21 protein-coding genes are annotated in these 20,631 nt (G+C 67.8%); 6 read left to right on the top strand and 15 right to left on the bottom strand.

Features of this window, described 5'->3' with window-relative positions:
- Positions 1-34: 34 nt before the first annotated feature.
- The 5 genes from leuS to FPJ27_RS22105 form a co-directional block, all read right to left on the bottom strand.
- On the bottom strand, positions 35-2,629 hold the full coding sequence (leuS, locus tag FPJ27_RS22125) for a leucine--tRNA ligase (protein WP_204425769.1): 2,595 nt from the start codon (positions 2,627-2,629) through the stop codon (positions 35-37).
- A 293-nt stretch (positions 2,630-2,922) separates the two neighbouring features.
- Positions 2,923-3,384, bottom strand: coding sequence for a biopolymer transporter ExbD (locus FPJ27_RS22120; RefSeq protein ID WP_072436333.1), 462 nt, complete (start codon positions 3,382-3,384; stop codon positions 2,923-2,925).
- A 24-nt stretch (positions 3,385-3,408) separates the two neighbouring features.
- Positions 3,409-4,077: a MotA/TolQ/ExbB proton channel family protein gene (locus FPJ27_RS22115; protein WP_059581034.1), complete on the bottom strand. Its 669-nt coding sequence runs from the start codon at positions 4,075-4,077 to the stop codon at positions 3,409-3,411.
- Positions 4,078-4,097: 20 nt separating this feature from the next.
- Positions 4,098-4,895 carry a 4-hydroxy-tetrahydrodipicolinate reductase gene (gene dapB / locus FPJ27_RS22110; RefSeq protein ID WP_034182713.1) on the bottom strand — a complete coding sequence of 266 codons (798 nt, stop codon included), beginning with the start codon at positions 4,893-4,895 and terminating at the stop codon, positions 4,098-4,100.
- Between the two features lie 65 nt (positions 4,896-4,960).
- Positions 4,961-5,779, bottom strand: coding sequence for an outer membrane protein assembly factor BamE (locus FPJ27_RS22105; RefSeq protein WP_072436334.1), 819 nt, complete (start codon positions 5,777-5,779; stop codon positions 4,961-4,963).
- 142 nt (positions 5,780-5,921) lie between these two features.
- Here FPJ27_RS22105 and fur point away from each other — a divergent pair, with 142 nt between their 5' ends.
- The gene (gene fur, locus FPJ27_RS22100; RefSeq protein ID WP_011350926.1) at positions 5,922-6,350 is read left to right on the top strand and encodes a ferric iron uptake transcriptional regulator; all 429 of its coding nucleotides are present in this window, start codon (positions 5,922-5,924) and stop codon (positions 6,348-6,350) included.
- A 170-nt stretch (positions 6,351-6,520) separates the two neighbouring features.
- Here the strand turns inward: fur and FPJ27_RS22095 are convergent, their stop codons facing one another.
- The 3 genes from FPJ27_RS22095 to FPJ27_RS22085 all read right to left on the bottom strand — a co-directional run bounded on the left by FPJ27_RS22095 (position 6,521) and on the right by FPJ27_RS22085 (position 9,638).
- Entirely contained in the window at positions 6,521-7,045 is a 525-nt protein-coding gene (locus tag FPJ27_RS22095) for an ureidoglycolate lyase (RefSeq protein ID WP_072436443.1), read from the bottom strand.
- Positions 7,046-7,059: 14 nt separating this feature from the next.
- Entirely contained in the window at positions 7,060-8,067 is a 1,008-nt protein-coding gene (gene alc, locus FPJ27_RS22090) for an allantoicase (protein WP_034182710.1), read from the bottom strand.
- Between the two features lie 248 nt (positions 8,068-8,315).
- Positions 8,316-9,638 carry a C4-dicarboxylate transporter DctA gene (locus FPJ27_RS22085; protein WP_204425761.1) on the bottom strand — a complete coding sequence of 441 codons (1,323 nt, stop codon included), beginning with the start codon at positions 9,636-9,638 and terminating at the stop codon, positions 8,316-8,318.
- Positions 9,639-9,850: 212 nt separating this feature from the next.
- Here FPJ27_RS22085 and FPJ27_RS22080 point away from each other — a divergent pair, with 212 nt between their 5' ends.
- The gene (locus FPJ27_RS22080) at positions 9,851-10,573 is read left to right on the top strand and encodes an FCD domain-containing protein (protein WP_072436337.1); all 723 of its coding nucleotides are present in this window, start codon (positions 9,851-9,853) and stop codon (positions 10,571-10,573) included.
- 89 nt (positions 10,574-10,662) lie between these two features.
- Here FPJ27_RS22080 and FPJ27_RS22075 read toward each other — a convergent pair whose 3' ends face one another.
- Both FPJ27_RS22075 and FPJ27_RS22070 read right to left on the bottom strand, forming a co-directional pair.
- The gene (locus tag FPJ27_RS22075; RefSeq protein ID WP_072436338.1) at positions 10,663-11,721 is read right to left on the bottom strand and encodes an L-idonate 5-dehydrogenase; all 1,059 of its coding nucleotides are present in this window, start codon (positions 11,719-11,721) and stop codon (positions 10,663-10,665) included.
- 11 nt (positions 11,722-11,732) lie between these two features.
- Positions 11,733-12,506 carry an SDR family NAD(P)-dependent oxidoreductase gene (locus FPJ27_RS22070; RefSeq protein WP_204425759.1) on the bottom strand — a complete coding sequence of 258 codons (774 nt, stop codon included), beginning with the start codon at positions 12,504-12,506 and terminating at the stop codon, positions 11,733-11,735.
- 151 nt (positions 12,507-12,657) lie between these two features.
- On the opposite strand from FPJ27_RS22070, the gene FPJ27_RS22065 reads away from it, so the two are divergent.
- Positions 12,658-13,545: a LysR family transcriptional regulator gene (locus FPJ27_RS22065; protein ID WP_204425752.1), complete on the top strand. Its 888-nt coding sequence runs from the start codon at positions 12,658-12,660 to the stop codon at positions 13,543-13,545.
- A 93-nt stretch (positions 13,546-13,638) separates the two neighbouring features.
- Here the strand turns inward: FPJ27_RS22065 and gap are convergent, their stop codons facing one another.
- Positions 13,639-14,649 (bottom strand): type I glyceraldehyde-3-phosphate dehydrogenase, encoded by a 1,011-nt coding sequence (gap, locus tag FPJ27_RS22060; protein WP_010091320.1) that lies wholly within the window; start codon positions 14,647-14,649, stop codon positions 13,639-13,641.
- 87 nt (positions 14,650-14,736) lie between these two features.
- A complete protein-coding gene (gene tkt / locus FPJ27_RS22055) occupies positions 14,737-16,809 on the bottom strand; it encodes a transketolase (RefSeq protein WP_204425750.1) in 2,073 nt (690 codons plus the stop codon).
- A 216-nt stretch (positions 16,810-17,025) separates the two neighbouring features.
- On the opposite strand from tkt, the gene speE reads away from it, so the two are divergent.
- The 3 genes from speE to FPJ27_RS22040 are packed head-to-tail and all read left to right on the top strand — an operon-like array spanning position 17,026 to position 19,137.
- Positions 17,026-17,883 (top strand): polyamine aminopropyltransferase, encoded by an 858-nt coding sequence (gene speE, locus FPJ27_RS22050; RefSeq protein WP_072436341.1) that lies wholly within the window; start codon positions 17,026-17,028, stop codon positions 17,881-17,883.
- Positions 17,884-17,935: 52 nt separating this feature from the next.
- The gene (locus tag FPJ27_RS22045; RefSeq protein WP_072436342.1) at positions 17,936-18,352 is read left to right on the top strand and encodes a VOC family protein; all 417 of its coding nucleotides are present in this window, start codon (positions 17,936-17,938) and stop codon (positions 18,350-18,352) included.
- Between the two features lie 17 nt (positions 18,353-18,369).
- Entirely contained in the window at positions 18,370-19,137 is a 768-nt protein-coding gene (locus FPJ27_RS22040) for a 16S rRNA (uracil(1498)-N(3))-methyltransferase (RefSeq protein ID WP_204425747.1), read from the top strand.
- 82 nt (positions 19,138-19,219) lie between these two features.
- Here the strand turns inward: FPJ27_RS22040 and FPJ27_RS22035 are convergent, their stop codons facing one another.
- From FPJ27_RS22035 to FPJ27_RS22025, 3 genes are all read right to left on the bottom strand, one after another.
- Positions 19,220-19,486, bottom strand: a complete 267-nt coding sequence (locus tag FPJ27_RS22035) for a hypothetical protein (protein WP_239483367.1) — start codon at positions 19,484-19,486, stop codon at positions 19,220-19,222.
- A gap of 98 nt (positions 19,487-19,584) precedes the next feature.
- Positions 19,585-20,148 (bottom strand): barstar family protein, encoded by a 564-nt coding sequence (locus tag FPJ27_RS22030; protein WP_027783519.1) that lies wholly within the window; start codon positions 20,146-20,148, stop codon positions 19,585-19,587.
- Positions 20,149-20,164: 16 nt separating this feature from the next.
- Positions 20,165-20,596 carry a ribonuclease gene (locus FPJ27_RS22025; protein WP_034182701.1) on the bottom strand — a complete coding sequence of 144 codons (432 nt, stop codon included), beginning with the start codon at positions 20,594-20,596 and terminating at the stop codon, positions 20,165-20,167.
- Positions 20,597-20,631: the final 35 nt, after the last annotated feature.

Genomic DNA, 20,631 nt, shown 5'->3' with positions numbered 1-20,631 from the left:
GCTCCTTCTGGGTACGTCCGACGGCCGGCGGCCGTCAGACGACGATGTTCACGAGGCGGCCCGGCACGACGACGATCTTCTTCGCCGGCTTGCCGTCGCTGAACTTCGCGAACGCGTCGTCGGCCACCGCCGCGGCTTCGATCGCCTCGCGGCTCGCGTCCTTCGCGACCTTCAACGCGCCGCGCACCTTGCCGTTCACCTGCAGCACGAGTTCGATCTCGGCCTGCTCGAGCGCGGCTTCGTCGACCTTCGGCCACGGTGCATCGAGCAGCGGGCCGAATTCGTCCGCGTAGCCGAGCGCCTTCCACAGCTCGAACGTGACGTGCGGCACGACCGGGTACAGCACGCGCAGCAGCACGCCGTACGTTTCGCGCAGCACGCCGGGCGTCGCGCCCTTCGCGCCGTCGACCGCGTTCAGCATCTTCATCGCGGCCGACACGACCGTGTTGTACTGCAGGCGCTGGTAGTCGAAATCGGCCTGCTTCAGCACGCTGTAGATCTCGCGGCGCAGCGCCTTGTCGGCTTCGCCGAGCGCGGCCGCATCGAAGCCCGCGCGCGCGGCGAGCGCTTCGCGGTTCGCGTAACCGAAGCTCCACACGCGGCGCAGGAAGCGGCTCGCGCCCTCGACGCCGGCGCCCGACCACTCGAGCTGCTGCTCGGGCGGTGCGGCGAACATCGTGAACAGGCGCGCGGTATCGGCGCCGTACAGGTCGATCAGCACCTGCGGATCGACACCGTTGTTCTTCGACTTCGACATCTTCTCGATGCCGCCGAGCACGACCGGCTGGCCGTCCGTGTTCAGCGTCGCGCCGACCGGGCGGCCCTTGTCGTCGTGCGTGACCGTCACGTCGGCCGGGTTGTACCAGGTCTTCTTGCCCGATGCGTCTTCGCGGTAGAACGTCTCGTTCAGCACCATCCCCTGCGTGAGCAGGTTCTTCGCCGGCTCGCCGAACTTCACGAGGCCGAGGTCGCGCATCACCTTGGTCCAGAAGCGCGAATACAGCAGGTGCAGGATCGCGTGCTCGATGCCGCCGATGTATTGATCCATCGGCATCCAGTAGTCGGTGCGTGCGTCGACCATCGTCTCGGCGTCCGGCGCCGTGTAGCGCGAGAAGTACCACGACGAATCGACGAAGGTATCCATCGTGTCGGTTTCGCGCTTCGCGGCCGCGCCGCACTTCGGGCACGTGCAGTTCAGGAACGCTTCCGACTTCGCGAGCGGATTGCCCGAGCCGTCCGGCACGAGGTCTTCCGGCAGCACGACGGGCAGATCCTTCTCCGGCACCGGCACGTCACCGCACGACGGGCAGTGGATGATCGGGATCGGCGTGCCCCAGTAGCGCTGGCGCGATACGCCCCAGTCGCGCAGGCGCCACGTGACCTGCTTGTCGCCGAAGCCGCCGGCCTTCAGGTCGGCCGCGATCGCGTCGACCGCCGCGCCGTATGCGAGGCCGTCGTACTTGCCGCTGTTGACGCAGGCCGCGACTTCCTTGTCGCCGTACCACTCCTGCCACGCGTCGAGCGAGTACGTCTGGCCTTCGGCCGCGATCACCTGCTTGATCGGCAGGTCGTATTTCTTCGCGAACGCGAAGTCGCGCTCGTCGTGCGCGGGCACACCCATCACCGCGCCTTCGCCATAGCTCATCAGCACGTAGTTGCCGATCCACACCTCGACGGGCTCGCCCGTCAGCGGATGCGTGACCGAGAAGCCCGTCGCGACGCCCTTCTTCTCCATCGTCGCGACGTCGGCCTCGGCGACGCCGCCGCGCTTGCATTCGTCGATGAACGCCAGCAGTTCGGGCTGGTCCTGTGCAAGACGCGTGGCGAGCGGGTGCTCGGCCGCGACCGCGCAGAACGTGACGCCCATGATCGTGTCGGCGCGCGTCGTGAACACGCGCAGCAGCTTCTTCTCGCCGTCGAGTTCGTACGGGAAGCCGAAGTTCACGCCGAAGCTCTTGCCGATCCAGTTCTGCTGCATGATCTTCACGCGCTCGGGCCAGCCGAGGCCGTCGAGATCGTTCAGCAGCTCATCCGCGTACTGCGTGATCCGCAGGTAGTACATCGGGATCTCGCGCTTTTCGACGAGCGCGCCCGAACGCCAGCCGCGGCCGTCGATCACCTGCTCGTTCGCGAGCACGGTCTGGTCGACCGGATCCCAGTTCACGGTGCCCGTCTTCTTGTACGCGATGCCCTTCTCGAGCATCTTCAGGAACAGCCACTGGTTCCACTTGTAGTAGTCGGGCTTGCACGTCGCGATCTCGCGCGACCAGTCGATCGCGAGGCCCATCGACTGCATCTGGCCCTTCATGTAGTCGATGTTGTCGTAGGTCCACTTCGCGGGCGGCACGCCGTTCGCCATCGCGGCGTTCTCGGCCGGCATCCCGAACGCGTCCCAGCCCATCGGCATCAGCGTGTTGTAGCCGTTCATCCGCAGATAGCGGTACATCACGTCGTTGATCGTGTAGTTGCGCACGTGACCCATGTGCAGCTTGCCGGACGGGTACGGCAGCATCGACACGCAGTAGAACTTCGGCTTCTGCGAATCTTCCTTCGTCTTGTAGGCATCGGCTGCGCGCCAGTCGCCCTGGGCGGCGGCTTCGACGTCGGCGGGTACGTATCTCTCGTGCATGGTGTGGTTCGGACTAGGCTTTAAGCGGCGCGACGGCTCGCGCGCAGGAGTGGATCGAAATTCGTGCTTGCCCGGCGGACCTGCAGGTTCGCTGTTGCCGGACCTGTTCACGGTTTCCGGGTATTTTCCGGGTAACCCGCAGCATGCCCGGGTAGCCTGGAAAATTCCGGGTTACCTGAAAAAGCCTGCCAACCGGGAAAAACGATGATTATACCGCCCGCGCCGGCCCGTACGGCCGGTCTCGCGGCGGTCGGCCGATCCCGCGGCGGGCGTGGACCGGCCGGAAGATCCGCTCAGCGGTTCGCCGGCACGGCAGACGGCGCGGCGGAACCGCCCGCCTGCGGCGGCACGTCGGTCACGAAGCCGATCCGCGTGAGGCCCGCGGCCTGCGCGGCACCCATCACCTGCGCGATCACGTCGTAGCGCGTCGCGCGCGACGCACGCAGCCGCAGCTCGGGCGGCGCGCCGCCCGCGGCGGCGGCCCGGAAGCGCGCGGGCAGCGCGTCGAGCGCAACCGGCGCGTCGTCCCAGTACAGCTTGCCCGCGTCGTCGATCGACAGCGTGACGGATTGCGGCGTGTCGCGCGCGACGCTGGCCGCGACCTTCGGCAGGTCGAGCCGGATCGCGTGCGTCATCAGCGGCGCGGTAATGATGAAGATGACGAGCAGCACCAGCATCACGTCGATCAGCGGCGTCATGTTGATCTCCGCCATCGGCGCGGAGGTCTTGTGGTGCTCGAGTCCGCCGAATGCCATGGTCGTTCCTCCCGGGCCGGCGCGTCAGGCGCCCTGCGCGCACACGAACACGTGCAGGTCGCGCGCGAAGCCGTCGAGTTCCTCGGCGAGCTGCCGCACGAGCCGCCCGAGGATGTTGTAGGCCAGCACGGCCGGAATCGCGACGACGAGCCCGAACGCGGTCATGATCAGCGCCTCGCCGACCGGCCCCGCGACGTTCTCGATCTGCGCCTGCCCGCTCGCGGCGATGCTGCCGAGCGCGTGGTAGATGCCCCACACGGTGCCGAGCAGCCCGACGAACGGCGCGGTGCTGCCGATCGACGCGAGCAGCACCTGGCCGAATTCGAGACGCCGCTGCGAGCGCAGCATCGCGTGGCGCAACGCGCGCAGCACGCGTTCGCCGCGCTCGACGCGCGCGGCCAGCGCAGCCGGATCGTGATCGTCGGCCGCATCGCGCGCGGCTTCGGCGAGCGGCACGAACACGCGCTCGCGATCGGCGCCGGCGAGCGCGGCGATGCCCGCGTCGAGCGACGGCGCTCGCCAGAACGCGGCGAGCGCGCGCGGCCCCTGCCGCTTCGCGCGGACCAGCAGCCAGGCTTTCATGAAGAGGAAGCACCAGCTGGCGACGGACATCGCCAGCAGCACATAGGCGACGGCATGCGTGATCGCATCGCCGCTTTCGAGGTAGTGGACAACGCCGGTGGGAATCGCCATCGGAGTTTCCCCGTTGGGTGTCAGCGCAGGCCGAGCACGTCCTGCATGTCGAACAGGCCGGCGCCGCGCGCCGACAGGAAGCGGACCGCGCGCAGCGCGCCCTGCGCGTACGACACGCGGCTCGATGACTTGTGCGTGATCTCGATGCGCTCGCCGATCCCGGCGAACAGCACGGTGTGATCGCCGACGATGTCGCCGCCGCGCACCGCGGCAAAGCCGATCGACGACGGATCGCGTTCGCCCGTCACGCCGTGGCGGCCGTACACCGCGCAATCGTCGAGCGAGCGCCCGAGCGCGCCGGCGACGGCTTCGCCCATCATCAGCGCGGTGCCCGACGGCGCATCGACCTTGTGGCGGTGATGCGCCTCGATGATCTCGATGTCGTAGCCGTGCGAGAAATGCTTGGCCGCGAATTCGAGCAGCTTCAGCGTGACGTTCACGCCGACGCTCATGTTCGCTGCGAACACGATGCCGATCTTGCCCGCGGCGGCCTGCAGTTCGGCCTTCTGCTCGGCGGTGAAGCCGGTCGTGCCGATCACGAGCTTCACGTCGTGGCGCAGCGCGGCCTCGACGTGCGCGATCGTGCCTTCCGGGCGCGTGAAATCGATCAGGTAGTCGGCCTGCGCGAACACCGCGTCGAGGTCGTCGGTCAGCTTGATCCCGGTTTCCTTGCCGAGGAACGCGCCGGCGTCCTGGCCGAGGAACGGCGAATCGGCGCGGTCGAGCGCGCCGACGAGCTGTGCGTCGGGATCGTTGAGAACGGCTTCGATCAGCATCCGGCCCATTCGGCCCGATGCGCCGGCAATCGCAATCTTCATGGCTTTCTACACGACAGGTCTAAAGGCGGGCGGCGCAAGCCGCCCCGTTTCCGCACGCCGGCCGCTTACTGCGACTGGGCCGGCGCGGTGAGCGGCTGGTTCTGCAGCGTGTCCGAGCCTTGCGGGCCGACCGGCGGCGACGCCTCGCTCGACGCGTTCGGCTGCGGCGGACGATGGAACTGGAACTGCGGCTGGATCGCCGGCACCGCGCCCGGCGGCTGGCCGCCCGGCACCGGCGCACCGGCGGCAGCCTGCGCGGCCGGCGCGAAGCGGCGCGCGTTCGAGCCCTGACCCGATACCTGGTTGGTCGCGCGGTTCGCCGCGCGGGCGGCCTGCGCGTTCGCATCCTGGTCGACCACCGCGCCGGACGCCGGCACGGCGGACGGGCTGGCGACAGCCTCCGGCGCCGGCGCGCTCGCCGCTTGTGCAGCGCGCGCGGCAGCCGCCTCGGAAGCGGCCTTCGCCGCCGCGGCCGCCTTCGCCTTCTTGCCGCCGCGGTCGCCGTCGATGTCGGCCAGCAGGTCGAGCTCGGACGGCAGGTTCTCGGCGCCGGTCCAGCCCGCGAGGCGATCGCCCGAGAAGGTCACGACGAGATCGCGCTGCTGGACGATCGATGTCGAGCCGCGCTTGAAGTAGAAGAGGTAATCCCAGCGGTCGGCGTGGAACATGTCCGCCAGCAGCGGCGTGCCGAGCAACGCGCGCACCTGCTCGCGCGTCATGCCGACCTGCAGTTGTGCGGCCTTCTCCTGCGACACGAAGTTGCCCTGCACGACGGTGATCCGATAGGGCGTGATGCTCTGCGCGATGCGCTGCGTCACGCTGTCGTACGACGAACAACCAGCCAGCGCCGCAACGGCGGCGGCAGCGATGATGGCACTCCGCATGCGACTCCTCTGAAAGTGCGAAAGCGTTTCTGGGATCATTTCCTTCACCGTGCTGGCCTGCGTCGCAGGCCGCGCGTGTATCTGGAACGGCGAAAAGCCGGTAACATTGAAGCCCTGCATTGTACTCTAGGGATGCCTAGCCATGACCAATCCGACGGATCTCAAGAATATCGGGCTAAAGGCCACCCTACCGCGCCTCAAGATTCTCGAGATCTTCCAGCAGAGCCCCGTGCGCCACCTGACGGCGGAAGACGTCTACCGGAACCTGCTCAACGAGCAGCTCGACATCGGGCTCGCCACCGTCTACCGCGTGCTGACGCAGTTCGAGCAGGCCGGCCTGCTCACGCGCAGCAACTTCGAATCCGGCAAGGCCGTGTTCGAACTGAACGAAGGCTCGCACCACGACCACCTCGTGTGCCTCGATTGCGGCCGCGTCGAGGAATTCTTCGACGCCGAGATCGAAGGCCGCCAGCAGGCGATCGCAAAGGAGCGCGGCTTCCGGCTCCAGGAGCACTCGCTCGCGATGTACGGTTCCTGCACGACCGAGAACTGCCCGCACCGCAAGCACTGAATCGCGCCACCCGCGCACGAAGCACGGCCCGGCCGGCATCTCGCCGCCCGGGCCGTGTTCTTTTCGGGATCATGCTCCGCGCCGCGCGCGTGCCGGCTCGAAAATCTTACGAAAGCCCTTCGGCGCGCGCGAAACCGGCGCCGGGAACCGGACGCCTGCCTCGCGCCGCGTCAGGCCGTGCTCGTGCAGGCCGGCTCGAACTCGAGCGCCCACGCACGGTCGAGCGGGATCTCGTCGCAGTTCGGCTGCGGCCCGCCGCGATCGACGATCACGAAATCGCTGACCGCGTCGAGCGCGAGCAGCGGATGGTGCCAGACGCCCTTCGCATAGTTCACGCCCTGCCAGCCTTCGGCCAGGAACGCGCGCATCGCGTCGGGCCGGAATTCGCCGGCCGGCGCGACGACGATCGCATAGCGCGACACGGCCGCGAGCGGGATGAACGCCTGGCTGCCGTGCGGATGGCGCTCCATCAGCGTGACCGCGACCGGCAGCGCGCGCGGCTGCGCGCGAAACACGCTGACGAGCGGCCGGCCGCCGTCCGCGCAGACGTCGATCGTCGCGAGATCGTGGAAGCGCTCGGTCGTGCCGCCGTTGATCGGGAAATGCCGTGCGCCCTCGAGCGCGATCACGTCGCCGAACGGCGCGAACGCTTCGCGGGTCAGGCGCTCGACGCGCAGGATATGGGGTCCGCTCACGCCGTCGCCCTCCTTCAAGCCGGCTCGCCCCACAGACGCAGGCGCGACACGCCGCCGTCCGGGAAGATGTTGAAGCGCACGTGCGTGACGGGGCCGAGCGCCGCGAGCTGGTCGAACGTATGCACGTGGTCCATCGACAGCTTCTGCTCGCCGAGCAATTCGGCCCAGAACATCGCCTGCGTGACCAGCGAATCGTCGGTGCCGCCCGCAACCCGCGCGGCCTGCAGCGAGCAGCGGTCGGGGAAGTTGCCCTTGAAGAACGCCGTATCGACCTCGACGCGCCGGATGATACCCGGCCGCGCGAGCGCGACGATCGCCCAGTCGTTGCCGGGCTCGCGGCGGCGCCGCGTTTCCCAGCCATCGCCCATGTTCGCGCCGCGCCCCGGCATCAGCATCTGCGATGCCGGGCCGAAGTGCTGGTTGTTCGCGGCCACCAGATAACCGCCGTTCTCGATCGCGGCAAGATCGACGAGTTCGCCGGCCGGCACATGGCGCCAGTCGCGCTGCGGCTGGCCGTACACGCGCAGCCGCGCGAGCCCGCCGTCCGGATACAGGTTCACGCGCAGGTGCGTGACCGGCTGCGCGTCGTCGACGCTCACGTAGTGATGCGAATTGCCCTGCAGCGTCGTCGCGGGAACGATCGTGCGCCATTCGGCGTCGTCGGGCGGCGTGTCGCCGTCGGCGACGCACGCCTCGATCGACGCGGCCGGCGGGAAGTTGCCGGTGAAGTGGCTCGTATCGAGATCGACGCCGAAAATCACGCCCGGCCGCGCGAGCCGCACCACACAGAAGTCGTGGCCCGTCGTGCGCTTGCGGCGCGTTTCCCAGCCGTCCATCCACTTGCCGTGGTCGTCGTACTTGCCGGGAATGAACACGGCCGGCTCGGGATTCAGCATGCGCTCTTTCGGCGCGAAGAATTCGTCGCTCGCAAACAATGCCTGCGCACCGAGGCGCGGGTCGGCGAGGTTCATGTAGCGCCGCGTGAAGGCCGGCGCGTTCGGATCGAGGATGGGGGCTGCCATGTCGTCTCCTGTCGATGGGAGTTAGTGCTTTAGCACTTACTCCCATCCCATGCTTCGCGGTCGATGAGAGTTAGCGCTTTAGCTCTTACTCCCATCCCATGCTTCGCGGTCGATGGGAGTTAGTGCTTCAGCGCTTACTCTCATCCCATGCAAAGCAATTTCTGATCAAGTTCCGGCGCATCGGGGCGCCGGCCGCATGTAAATCGATCGCGCGGGTCAACCGGGGGCGAAGGCGCCCCGCGCGGCGCTCAGAGCGCGTGGGCCTGGTCGCCGGCGACCGGCGCCGCGCGGCCTTCCTCTTCGGCCGGTACGTAGCGCAGCTCGCGGTTCAGCACGCGCTTCGCGCGGACCTTGTCGATATCGTTCTCCCATACCGCGACGACGACCGTCGCGACGCAGTTGCCGATCAGGTTGGTCAGCGCGCGGGCGATGCCGACGAACCAGTCGACCGGCAGGATCAGCACGAGGCCGAGCACCGGAATCGCCGGGATCGCCGACAGCGTCGCCGCGAGGATCACGATCGCCGAACCGGGAATCCCGTGCGCACCCTTCGACGTGACGAGCGACACGAGCAGCACCACGATCAGGTCATGCGTCGACAGCGGCGTGTTGGTGGCCTGCGCGATGAACAGCACGGCGAGCGTCAGGTAGATCGAGAAGCCGTCGAGGTTGAACGAATAGCCGGTCGGGATCACGAGGCCGACCGTCGAATCCTTGACGCCCATGTATTCGAGCTTGCGCATTACCTGCGGCAGCACCGCGTCCGACGACGCCGTGCCGAGCACGATCGACAGTTCCTCGCGCAGGTAGCGGATCAGCTTGAACACCGAGAAACCCGCGAGCCGCATCACGATGCCGAGCACCACCGTGACGAACACGAAGCAGCTCAGGTAGAACACCGCGACGAGGTAGCCGAGCTGCTTGAGCGACGCGACGCCGTACTTGCCGGTCGTGAACGCGATCGCGCCGAGCACGCCGAGCGGCGCGAGCTTGATGATGAAGCCGATGATCCGGAAGAACACGTGCGACAGTTCCTCGATCAGCGAGTTGACGCGCTGCGCCTTGTCGCCGAGCAGCGACAGCGCGGAGCCGAACAGCACCGCGAACACGAGGATCTGCAGGATGTCGCCCTTCGCGAACGCGTCGATCGCGGTGTCGGGGATGATCTTCATCAGGTAGCCGGCGGTGTCCTTCAGGCTTTCGGCGTTCTTCGCGTACGACGCGAGCGACGACGCGTCGAGCGAATGCAGGTCGATGTTCATCCCGACGCCCGGGCGCGTGACCCACGCGAGCACGAGGCCGATGCCGAGCGCGAGCGTCGTCATGATCTCGAAGTAGATGACGGCCTTCAGGCCGACCCGGCCGACCTTCTTCAGGTCGCCCGCGTTGGCCATCCCGCTGACCACGACGCAGAACACGATCGGGCCGATGACCATCTTGATGAGCTTCAGGAAGCCGTCGCCGAGCGGTCGCAGCGACTCGGCGAAATGCGGGAAGAACGCGCCGAGCGCGACCCCCAGGATCAATGCGACGACTACCCGGCCAAACAGCGAATTGAGGAATTTCGACACGGCGCTCTCCCGATCCAACGGTTGCAGTTTCGTCTGTTCATACTGGTAAGACCAGTGATGTTATGGTGGATAGTAGGAAGCCGATATAGTGACGTCAAGGACGGACAAAATAGGGATTTCCCGCCCCTTGGCATGCGTCCGGCGGCCCCGAAAGCGGGCCGGATCGTGGCTTTCCCGTAGTGCGGTCATGCACTGCGCCCGTGCGGATTACAATGCCGGTCAGACCGGCCATCGTTCACATCATGAAAAATGTTCCGCACACCGTGACCGACGCCGCCATCGCGACGATCCGCGACCGGATCGAGGCAGGCGTTTATCCGGTCGGCAGCCTGCTGCCGGCCCAGCGTCAGCTCTCCGAGGAGCTGGAGATCAGCCGTGCGTCGCTGCGCGAGGCGCTGTCGACGCTCGAGGCGCTCGGGATGCTGCGCATCCGCGCGGGCAAGGGCGTGTACGTCGAAAGCGCGCAGGCAACTGCCGCGCATGCCTGGCAGTTTGCCGAGCAGTCGTCGCCGCCCGATACCTACCAGATGCGCTACGCGCTCGAAGGGTTCGCCGCGCGGATGGCCGCGCGCGTGGTCAGCGACGACGACATCGCGTGGTTCGAAGACAATCTCGCCGACCTGCACGTCGCGCTGACCGAAAACGCGCTCGACGAGGCGTCGCAGCTCGACTTCGACTTCCATATGCGGATCGTCCATCTCGCCGGCAACGCGGCGATCGAATCGATCCTGCGCGGCAGCGCGGACATCATGAAGGAAAGCCAGCGCATGCCGTTCTACCGGCGCGAGCTGCTGCTGTCGACGTGGCACGAGCACCGCGCGATCGTCGATGCGCTGATCGCGCGCGATGCCGCCGCCGCGGGCAGCGCGATCGAAACGCACATCGCGAACGCCGCGCAGCGCGCGGGCATCTTCTTCCCGACGCCGGGCGCCTGACGGCCGTGCGGCGCGCGCCGCACGAGCATCACGCCGCAGCGACCGGATTCGCGTCGATCACGAAAAAAGCACGCGCTGGCGCCGGACGATCACGCGGCCTCGCCCGCGAAATCGATCAGCACCTTCATCGCGCGCTGCCGGTCGCCGGCCAGTTCGAACGCGAGGTTCGCGTCGCGCATCGGGAACACGCGCGTGATGGCCGGCCGCAGGTCGACGCGCGCCGCGTTGATCAGTTGCACCGCGAGCGCGAATTCCGCATGGAAGCGGAACGATCCGCAGATCGACAACTCCTTCGCGACCACGACGTTCTGCGGCAGGCTGACATCGCCGCCGAGCCCGAGCTGCACGACGACGCCGCGCGGACGCATCACGTCCAGCCCGTCGCGCAACGCGCGCGCATTGCCCGAACACTCGATCATCACGTCGAACGTGCCCTTGTCGGCGCCGTAGCGCGCGACCCATCCGGCATCGGCCGCCGCATTGATCGTGTGGTCGGCGCCGAGCGCGCGGGCCACTTCCAGCGGCGCTTCGACGACGTCGGTCGCGACGATCTCCGCCGCGCCGTGCACGCGCGCCGCCGCGATCGCCAGCACGCCGATCGGCCCGCAGCCCGACACGAGCACGCGCTTGCCGATCAGCGGGCCCGCGCGCGACACCGCATGCAACCCGACCGCGAACGGCTCGGCGAGTGCCGCGAGCGACAGCGGCACATGATCGGCGACCTTCACGCACTGCGCCGCGTCGCACACGAGCGCGTTGCGAAACGCGCCCTGCACGTGCGGCATCCGCATCGCGCTACCGTAGAAGCGCATGTCCAGACACTGGTTCGGCAAGCCTTCGAGGCAGTAGCGGCACGCACCGCACGGCCGGCTCGGGTTGACCGCGACGCGATCGCCGACCTTCACCGACGTCACGTCCTGCGCGACCTCCGCGACCGTACCGGCAACCTCGTGGCCGAGCACCATCGGCTGCTGCAGCCGGATCGCGCCGAAGCCGCCGTGCCGGAAGTAATGCAGGTCGGACCCGCAGATGCCGCCCATCGCAACATCGACGCGCACCTGGCCCGGGCCGATTTCGCCCGCGTCCTGTTCTTCGACCCGCAGGTCGTTCGGCCCGTGGATCACGACACACATGCAACGCATACGCATGACCTTCCTCCCTATACGGCGCTGGTCAGGCCGCCATCGACGAACAGCGTCTGACCGTTGACGAAATCGGATGCGGCCGACGCAAGGAAAATCGCCGCGCCGCACAGCTCGTCGACGCGCCCCCAGCGGCCGGCCGGCGTGCGCTTGCACAGCCAGTCCGAGAACGCCGCGTCGTCGACCAGCGCGCGATTCAGCTCCGTTTCGAAATAGCCGGGCGCGAGGCCGTTGGCCTGGATGCCGTGGCGCGCCCAGTCGGCGCACATCCCTTTCGTCAGCATCCGCACCGCGCCCTTCGACGCCGCGTACGGCGCGATCGTCGGCCGCGCGAGTTCGCTCTGCACCGAGCAGATGTTGATGATCTTCCCGTGGCCGCGCGCGATCATGTGACGCGCGACGGCCTGCGCGACGTTGAACACGCCGTCGAGATTCACGCGCATCAGCGCATGCCAGTCGTCGGGCTCGAATGCGTCGAGCGGCGCGCGGCGCTGGATGCCCGCGTTGTTCACGAGGATGTCGATCGCGCCGACGCGCGCCTCGAAGTCGTCGATCGCCGCGCGCACCTGCGCATGCTCGGCGACGTCGAACACCGCATGGTCGGCCGCGAAGCCTTCGTCGCGGAAACGGCGCGCGAGCGTCGCGGCCTTCTCTTCATTGCGATCGTTGATGACGATCGCCGCGCCGGCTTCCGCGAGCCCGCGGGCGAGCGTCAGCCCGATCCCGCGTCCGGAACCCGTGATCAGTGCGCGGCGGCCGTCAAGGCGGAACCGGTCAAGCGCGTTGGTCATGCATGTCTCCTCGTGCCAGTGGAGCCGGCTGCCCGTCGCGGCCGGTCTCGCGTTGACGGTATCTTCGGCTGCCGGCCCGATGCCGCGCCAATGGTCTTTTTTGATCCGGTTATCATGAAATCTGATTACCGCCCTCTCCTGCCCGCCGCCCATGGAACTCAAGCAATTGCGCGCCTTCGTCACGCTCGCGGAAGAGCTGCATTTCGGGCGCGCGGCGCAGCGCCTGTTCATCGTGCAGCCCGCGCTGAGCATGCAGATCAAGGCGCTCGAGGAAGAACTCGGTGCGCGGCTGTTCGAGCGCGACCGCCACAAGGTCGAACTGAGCGACACGGGGCGCGTGTTCCTGCCGGAAGCGCGCGCGACGCTGCAGCAGGCCGCGCGTGCGGAACAGATGGCGCGGCTGTCGAGCCGCGGCGAGATCGGCACGCTGCGGATCGCGTTCGTGTCGTCGGTGCTGCCTACGCTGCTGCCGGCCGTGCTGCGCACGATGCGCGAGCGCTATCCGCTGATCGCGCTCGAACTGAAGGACATGCCGACGCCCGACCAGATCGCCGCGCTGCGCGACCGGCGGATCGATTTCGGAATGATCCGGCTGCCGGCCGCGTATGCGGGCATCGACACGCGCGTGGTGCTGGAAGAAGGCTTCGTCGTCGCGCTGCCGCTCGACCATCCGCTCGCCGCGCACGACACGATCCCGCCGGCCGCACTGCGCGGCCAGCCCGCGTTCGTGCTCGCGCGCCGCTATGCGCCCGGCTTTCACGACGACATGCTGCTCGCGTTGAGCCGCGCGGGCACGACGCTCGAAATCGCGCAGGAGTTCGGGGAATTCACGACGATGCTCGCGCTCGTCGCGGCGGGGATGGGCATCGGGCTGATCCCGGCAGAGGCCGCCAGCGCGCTGCCGCCGAACGTGCTCGCGCGGCCGCTCGACCTGGCCGGCCACCGAAGCGGCATCGGCCTCGCGTGGACCGACGTCGACAGCCCGCTTAAGCGTGCGTTCGTCGACGCACTCGAGCAGGTGACGGCGGACAGGCGATGACGAAGTCGGGGCAATGAAAAAGCCCGGCCGGAAAACCGGGCCGGGCTCGTTCGCCGCGCGTGCCGCGTTGCCGCGGCCGCTCGACGTGCGGGATTACTTCGCGTTCGCGAACGCGACAGCCGTATCCAGCATGCGGTTCGAGAAACCCCACTCGTTGTCGTACCAGCTCGACACCTTGACGAGGCGGCCCGACACCTTGGTCAGCGTCGCGTCGAACGTCGACGAAGCCGGGTTGTGGTTGAAGTCGATCGACACCAGCGGTGCGTCGTTATAGCCGAGGATGCCCTTCAGCGCGCCTTCCGATGCTTCCTTCATGATCGCGTTGACTTCCTCGACCGTCGTGTCGCGCTTGGCGATGAACGACAGGTCGACGATCGACACGTTGATCGTCGGGACGCGGATCGCGTAACCGTCGAGCTTGCCGTTCAGTTCCGGCAGCACGAGGCCGACGGCCGAAGCAGCGCCCGTCTTCGTCGGGATCTGGCTGTGCGTGGCCGAACGCGCGCGGCGCAGGTCTTCGTGATAAACGTCCGTCAGCACCTGGTCGTTCGTGTATGCGTGGATCGTCGTCATCAGGCCGGTTTCGAGGCCGATCTTGTCGTTCAGCGGCTTGACGAGCGGCGCGAGGCAGTTCGTCGTGCACGATGCGTTCGAGATGACCGTGTGCTCGGCCTTCAGCACGTTGTGGTTCACGCCGTAGACGATCGTCGCGTCGACGTCCTTGCCGCCCGGCGCCGAGATGATCACCTTCTTCGCGCCGCCCTTCAGGTGCGCGCTCGCCTTTTCCTTGGTCGTGAAAAAGCCCGTGCACTCCATCACGACGTCGACGCCGAGCTCGCCCCACGGCAGTTCGGCCGGGTTGCGGTTCGCCAGCACGCGGATCTTGTCGCCGTTCACGACGAGGTAGTCGCCGTCGACCGACACTTCGCCCGGGAACTTGCCGTGCGCGGTGTCGTACTGGGTCAGGTGCGCGTTGGTCTTCGCATCGCCCAGGTCGTTGATCGCGACGATCTCGAGATCGTGCTTCTTGCCGTTTTCATAAAACGCGCGCAGCGTGTTGCGGCCGATACGGCCGTAGCCGTTGATTGCGACGCGAATCGTCATGGTCTATCTCCTGATGGCTGAAAAAATTCGTTTCGTGCAGCTTCACGGTGCGACGCGCGCAACGGGTGGCGCGCGTCGCGAATGCTTTTAGGCCAGCACGGCCTTCGCGGTCTCGACGACGTGCTCGACGGTGAAGCCGAAGTACTTGAACAGCACGCCGGCCGGCGCCGATTCGCCGAACGTGTCGATCCCGACGACGCCGCCTTCGAGGCCGACGTACTTGTGCCAGAAGGACGTTACGCCGGCTTCGATCGCGACGCGGCGCACGCCGTGCGGCAGCACGCGTTCGCGGTATTCGGCGTCCTGGCGATCGAACACGTTGGTCGACGGCATCGACACGACGCGCGCCGCGATGCCCTGCTGCGCGAGCGGCTCGACGGCCTTCATCGCGAGCTCGACTTCCGAACCCGTCGCGATCAGGATGATCTTGCGCGCGACGATTTCTTCGTCCCAGTCCTTCAGTACGTAGCCGCCCTTCTCGATGTTCGCGATCTGCGCGTCGGTGCGCGGGTTGAACGCGAGGTTCTGGCGGCTGAAGATCAGGCTAGACGGACGATCCGCGGCAACCGCGTGCGTCCATGCAACGGCCGTCTCGACCGTGTCGGCCGGACGCCACACGTCGTGGTTCGGGATCAGGCGCAGGCTCGACACGTGCTCGATCGACTGGTGCGTCGGGCCGTCTTCGCCGAGGCCGATCGAATCGTGCGTGAACACGAAGATCGACGGCACCTTCATCAGCGCGGCCACGCGCAGCGCGTTGCGGCTGTAGTCGGAGAACGTCAGGAACGTGCCGCCGAACGGCTTGTGGCCGCCGTGCAGCGCGAGGCCGTTGATCGCGGCGCTCATGCCGAATTCGCGCACGCCGTAGTTGATATGGTTGCCCAGCACGACGCCCGCGCCTTCCGGATTCGCGCGGACAGCCTTCGAGGCCTTCCAGTTGGTCAGGTTCGAGCCGGTCAGGTCGGCCGAGCCGCCGAGCAACTCGGGCAGCGCCGCGGCCAGCCCTTCGATCGCCTGCTGCGACGCCTTGCGGGTCGCGACCGTCTCGGCGCGCTCGTTCGCGCCGGCAATGATCGCCGCCGCCTTCTGCGCCCAGTCGGCCGGCAGCTGGTTAGCCATCCGGCGCTCGAATTCGGCGGCTTCTGCCGGGAACTTCGCGCGATATTGCGCGAACGTCGCGTCCCAGTCGGTCTCGGCACGCTTGCCGGCTTCCTTCGCGTCCCATGCCGCATAGACTTCCTGCGGAATCACGAACGGCTCCCACTTCCAGCCGAGCGCTTCGCGCGTCTTCGCGATTTCTTCCGCGCCGAGCGCAGCGCCATGCACGTCGTGGCCGCCGGCCTTGGTCGCCGCGCCCTTGCCGATCACCGTCTTGCAGCAGATTAGCGTCGGCTTGTCCGACAGCTTCGCCTTCGCGATCGCCGCGTCGACCGCGTCGACGTCATGGCCGTTCACGTTCGGGATCACGTTCCAGCCGTACGCTTCGAAGCGCTTCGGCGTGTCGTCGTGGAACCAGTTCACGACGTCGCCGTCGATCGAGATGCCGTTGTCGTCGTACAGCGCGATCAGCTTGTTCAGCTTCAGCGTGCCCGCGAGCGAGCAGGCTTCGTGCGAGATGCCTTCCATCAGGCAGCCGTCGCCGAGGAACACGTACGTGTGGTGATCGACGATCTTCGCGCCGTCGCGGTTGAACTCGTCGGCCATCAGCGCTTCGCCGAGCGCCATGCCGACCGCGTTCGCGAGACCCTGGCCGAGCGGGCCGGTGGTCGTCTCGACACCCGGCGTGATCCCGTATTCCGGGTGGCCCGGCGTCTTCGAGTGCAGCTGGCGGAAGTTCTTCAGCTCTTCGATCGGCAGGTCGTAGCCGGTCAGGTGCAGCAGCGAGTACAGCAGCATCGAGCCATGGCCGTTCGACAGCACGAAGCGGTCGCGGTCTGCCCAGTGCGGGTTCGTCGGGTTGTGCTTCAGATGGCGCGACCAGAGCGCGACGCCGATTTCGGCCATGCCCATCGGCATGCCGGGGTGGCCGGAGTTCGCTTGCTGGACGGCGTCCATCGCGAGCGCACGGATCGCGTTGGCCATCAGGGTGGTGGAGGCGGGAGACGAAGTCGTCATGTCGAGTCCGGAGAACGAGTCGAGGAAACGGGGGCACGGCGGCATCCGGAAGCTCGAGCGTCAATCGTTCCCGGCGCGCGGTGCGGCGCCTGACGGACGCGAAGCGGACGGAGCCTACGGACGGGGCTGCAAAGCTCGTCATTTTAACAGATGGGCCGACATTTCCCTTGTCGGCGCGCGGTGTTCCGGCACGGTTTTCCGTCAAACCGCGCGCCTCCTATAATTCAGACGTCAGAACCGACTGCCCTTAGCGGCCCGCCCGTGAGCACCACACTACTCTTTCACCCTGCGCCCGACGCCACCTACGGCTTCCCGAATGCTCGGCGGCTCGCGCGCGTCGCGTCCCCGCACCAGCAGATCGAAGTCTGGGAAACCCCGCAGCTCGGCCGGCTGTTTACGCTGGACGGCCGGCCGATGACGTCGGTCGGCGACGAGTACGTCTATCACGAGTGCATGACGCACCCGGCCGCGCTCGCGCATCCGTCGCCGAAGAAGGCGCTCGTGCTCGGCGGCGGCGACGGCGGCGCGGCGCGCCAGTTGCTCAAGCACGCGTGCATCGAGCGGATCGTGATCGCCGAGCTCGACGACGAGGTGGTCGGGATGGCGCGTCGTTATCTCGACGACGTGCACCAGGGCGCGCTCGACGACCCGCGCGTCGAGGTCGTGATCGGCGACGCCGCGCATTTCGTCGAGTCGACCGTCGAGCATTTCGATCTCGTCGTGTTCGACCTCACGCCGCCCGATTCGCCGGCGGCCGGCCTCTATACGCGCGCGTTCTACGCGCGGCTCAAGCGGATTCTCACGCCGTGCGGCGCGATCTCGATGCATCTCGGCTCGCCGGTGTTCCACGCCGCGCGCATCGCCGCGCTGCTCGACGACCTGCGCGCGAGCTTCGCGGTCGTCGATCCGCTGTCCGCGCACGTGCCGCTGTACGGCTCGCAGTGGCTGATGGCGATCGCGAGCGACACGCTCGATGCGGCCGCGCTGTTCGCGCACGACATCGACGAACGGCTCGCCGCGCGCCACGTCCAGGGCTTGCGCTACTACGACGCGCGGCTGCATCCGTCCCTCTTTGCCCTGCCGCACGCGCTGCGCGATACACTGGGCGCTCGCCGCTGAGCGTCCGGGCGGCCGAGCCGTTCCGCTTTCCCCCCACGCAGGAGAATGACCGATGACCGATCCACGTCCGGCCAACGTGCCTTGGTTGACGCCCTATCTGGCCGTACGCAACGCGCGCGCGGCCATCGATTTCTTCAAGGCCGCATTCGGCTTCGAGCTGCGCGACGTGCACGACGAGGACGGCGCGATCATGCACGTCGAGATGGCCTATCACGGCCGGCTGATCGTGATGTTCGCACCCGAAGGCGCATTCGGCTCGATCGCGCTCACGCCGAAAAGCGCGCACGCCACCGCACCGCAGTCGTTCTATCTGTACGTCGACGATGTCGACGCAACCTGGCAGCGCGCGCTCGACGCGGGCGCGAAATCGCTGAGCGCGCCGCAGGACCAGTTCTGGGGCGACCGGTTCGCGCAGATCGAGGATCTCGACGGCTACCGCTGGGCGCTCGCGCGCCGCCTCGACGCATGACCGAAACCGCCACACGCATGAACGAAGCCACCACCACCGCGGCCGTGCCGCGCTTTTTCGTCGATGCGGCACTGCGCGCCGACGCCACGCTCGCGCTGCCGGCCGACGTCGCGCGCCACGCTCAGGTGCTGCGCCTGCAGCCCGGCGACGTGCTCGCGCTGTTCGACGGCACGGGCGGCCAATACCGCGCGCGGCTCGTCGAGATCGACAAGCGCAGCGCGCTCGCGCAGATCGATGCGTTCGAACCGGCCGAGGCCGAGCCGCCCTATCGCGTGACGCTCGCACAAGGGATCGCCGGCGGCGACAAGATGGACTGGGTGATCGAGAAGGCCGTCGAGCTCGGCGTCGCGGCGATCGTGCCGCTGTCGACCGCGCGCGGCGTCGTGAAGCTCGCCGGCGAACGCGCGGACAAGCGCGTCGCGCACTGGCGCGGCGTCGTGCGCGCGTCGTGCGAACAGTGCGGGCGCAACCGCTTGCCCGAGGTCGCGCCGGTATTCGGCTTCAACGCGTGGCTCGATACGCTGCCGGCCGCGCCGGCCGACGGCGAACTTCGGCTGCTGCTGTCGCCGCGCGCGAGCATCCCGTTCGCGTCGCTGCCCGACACGCCGCCCGGAGCGCCCGTCACGCTGCTGATCGGCCCCGAAGGCGGACTGTCGCCCGACGAGGAAAACGCGGCCCGCGCGCGCGGCTTCACCGCGCTGTCGCTTGGGCCCCGCGTGCTGCGCACCGAGACGGCCGGCGCGGCCGTGCTCGCGGCATTGGCAGCGCGCTGGGGCGGATGGTGACGAAATGGGCGTGCCGCCGCGAGGCGGCACGACACTTCCCGGCCCACACGTCACCCTGCCGCGGCGCGATGTGCGGCCTGCGTCACGGCAGGAATGCGCGTGTTTCCACGCTGCGGCTTATCGCGGCTTGTCGCTCGACGATCCGTGCGGCATCGAAATCGAGAACCGGGCTCAGCACGTCTTGCGGGCTTCCGGTTGCCCAGCCTCCGTCCAGGCTGTAGAGGTCGATCTTGACCGTCACGGGGCGCGTCACCGGCGCCGCGTCCAAGACCTGCGCCATGCCGGAGAAGATCGCCTTGCCTGGCAACGGTCGCCTGAAGAATGACGCGGCACGGATTGCCGCGTTCATGCCGTGCCGGCCTGTATGCGCCGCGCACACGTAAAAAAGCCCGCTCGAGGCGGGCTTTTCGCCGGGCCGGCCGCGCAGAGCCGCGGGCCGATTCGCGCTTACGCGAACGAGTAGAACACGCGGAACGCGACCTTGCGCTCGGCCCAGAACTCGGCCGCCTCGCGGAACACGTCGAGCAGCGTCTCGCGCCCTTCCTTGTCGAACTTCTGCGCGATCGGCAGCCCTTCGAGGACGATCACGAAACCGGGCTGCGCGCCGGCCTTCGCGACGAGGTCGGTCAGGCAGTCGTACAGCGCGTCGTAGTTCTTCCCGAAATGCTTCGGGAACAGGAACGACGTCGCGATCGTTTCCATCACTTCCTGCTTCGACTGCGCGGCGCCGCAATACGCGTACAGGAAGTGCTGGCCGAGCCGACCGGCTTCGTCGGCGAGATCCTGCACGCGGAACGCGCGGATCGACTGCACGAGATTGGGTCGCACGGTCGTGAAAAGGCTCATAGGCTCCTCGTTCGATGAAAGCCCGGGCTCGGCTTCCTGTTGCTCCGGCGCGCCGACGGCCTGTGCCGCCGCGTTCAATTGAATCACGCGCTGAAACAGATTGCCGTCGCCGGCCGCGAACAGTTCCGCCGCCGCCGAATCGTGCGCGTAGATGGAGTCGCTCATGCCATTCGTCCCGAAGTCATTCAACAATACGTTTAAAACTGTTGTAGTGGTCGCCCGTGTAATAACAGTTGTCGATCCGGCGCAATGGCCCGCCACAGACGATCCGGCGCGCGCCGCGATTGCGGGCACGCGGCGTCGGCACCGTGTACTCATGGTAGTAGCCGCGCTTCGCCTTCGGCAAAATCCGCTCGCGGTTGCCGAACACGACGCCGTCTTTCTCGTACGGATAGGGGCCGCCGGCGCCGATCAGGCCCAGCGTGGTCACGGCCTCGCGCGGAAGACGGGCGGTCGGGATCGTATCGAGCCCGCTGGCGGCCACGTCGGCCGAAACGGCCTCCCGTGCGTAAGCGGCGGAAACCAGACTGCCCGTCGGCGTGCCGACGATACCCATCGCGAACATCGCGAAGACGGACGCGAGCGCGCCGTTGCGGAGCCACTTGCGTGCCATGAACCAGGGTTCCCGCTGTTAAATCAAGTAGTTGA

This window comes from Burkholderia sp. MS455 (genome assembly GCF_016899445.1).
In the GTDB taxonomy this organism is placed as follows: Bacteria; Pseudomonadota; Gammaproteobacteria; order Burkholderiales; family Burkholderiaceae; genus Burkholderia; species Burkholderia pyrrocinia_C.
This window is presented reverse-complemented; position numbering and strand designations above follow the sequence as displayed.

What these genes read in the sequence shown, in the direction of transcription:
- leuS (WP_204425769.1), bottom strand. Translation starts at nt 2,629, where the DNA reads ATGCACGAGAGATACGTACCCGCCGACGTCGAAGCCGCCGCCCAGGGC.
- FPJ27_RS22120 (WP_072436333.1), bottom strand. Translation starts at nt 3,384, where the DNA reads ATGGCATTCGGCGGACTCGAGCACCACAAGACCTCCGCGCCGATGGCG.
- FPJ27_RS22115 (WP_059581034.1), bottom strand. Translation starts at nt 4,077, where the DNA reads ATGGCGATTCCCACCGGCGTTGTCCACTACCTCGAAAGCGGCGATGCG.
- dapB (WP_034182713.1), bottom strand. Translation starts at nt 4,895, where the DNA reads ATGAAGATTGCGATTGCCGGCGCATCGGGCCGAATGGGCCGGATGCTG.
- FPJ27_RS22105 (WP_072436334.1), bottom strand. Translation starts at nt 5,779, where the DNA reads ATGCGGAGTGCCATCATCGCTGCCGCCGCCGTTGCGGCGCTGGCTGGT.
- fur (WP_011350926.1), top strand. Translation starts at nt 5,922, where the DNA reads ATGACCAATCCGACGGATCTCAAGAATATCGGGCTAAAGGCCACCCTA.
- alc (WP_034182710.1), bottom strand. Translation starts at nt 8,067, where the DNA reads ATGGCAGCCCCCATCCTCGATCCGAACGCGCCGGCCTTCACGCGGCGC.
- FPJ27_RS22080 (WP_072436337.1), top strand. Translation starts at nt 9,851, where the DNA reads ATGCCGGTCAGACCGGCCATCGTTCACATCATGAAAAATGTTCCGCAC.
- FPJ27_RS22075 (WP_072436338.1), bottom strand. Translation starts at nt 11,721, where the DNA reads ATGCGTATGCGTTGCATGTGTGTCGTGATCCACGGGCCGAACGACCTG.
- FPJ27_RS22070 (WP_204425759.1), bottom strand. Translation starts at nt 12,506, where the DNA reads ATGACCAACGCGCTTGACCGGTTCCGCCTTGACGGCCGCCGCGCACTG.
- FPJ27_RS22065 (WP_204425752.1), top strand. Translation starts at nt 12,658, where the DNA reads ATGGAACTCAAGCAATTGCGCGCCTTCGTCACGCTCGCGGAAGAGCTG.
- gap (WP_010091320.1), bottom strand. Translation starts at nt 14,649, where the DNA reads ATGACGATTCGCGTCGCAATCAACGGCTACGGCCGTATCGGCCGCAAC.
- tkt (WP_204425750.1), bottom strand. Translation starts at nt 16,809, where the DNA reads ATGCCGCCGTGCCCCCGTTTCCTCGACTCGTTCTCCGGACTCGACATG.
- FPJ27_RS22045 (WP_072436342.1), top strand. Translation starts at nt 17,936, where the DNA reads ATGACCGATCCACGTCCGGCCAACGTGCCTTGGTTGACGCCCTATCTG.
- FPJ27_RS22040 (WP_204425747.1), top strand. Translation starts at nt 18,370, where the DNA reads ATGAACGAAGCCACCACCACCGCGGCCGTGCCGCGCTTTTTCGTCGAT.
- FPJ27_RS22035 (WP_239483367.1), bottom strand. Translation starts at nt 19,486, where the DNA reads ATGAACGCGGCAATCCGTGCCGCGTCATTCTTCAGGCGACCGTTGCCA.
- FPJ27_RS22030 (WP_027783519.1), bottom strand. Translation starts at nt 20,148, where the DNA reads ATGAGCGACTCCATCTACGCGCACGATTCGGCGGCGGCGGAACTGTTC.
- FPJ27_RS22025 (WP_034182701.1), bottom strand. Translation starts at nt 20,596, where the DNA reads ATGGCACGCAAGTGGCTCCGCAACGGCGCGCTCGCGTCCGTCTTCGCG.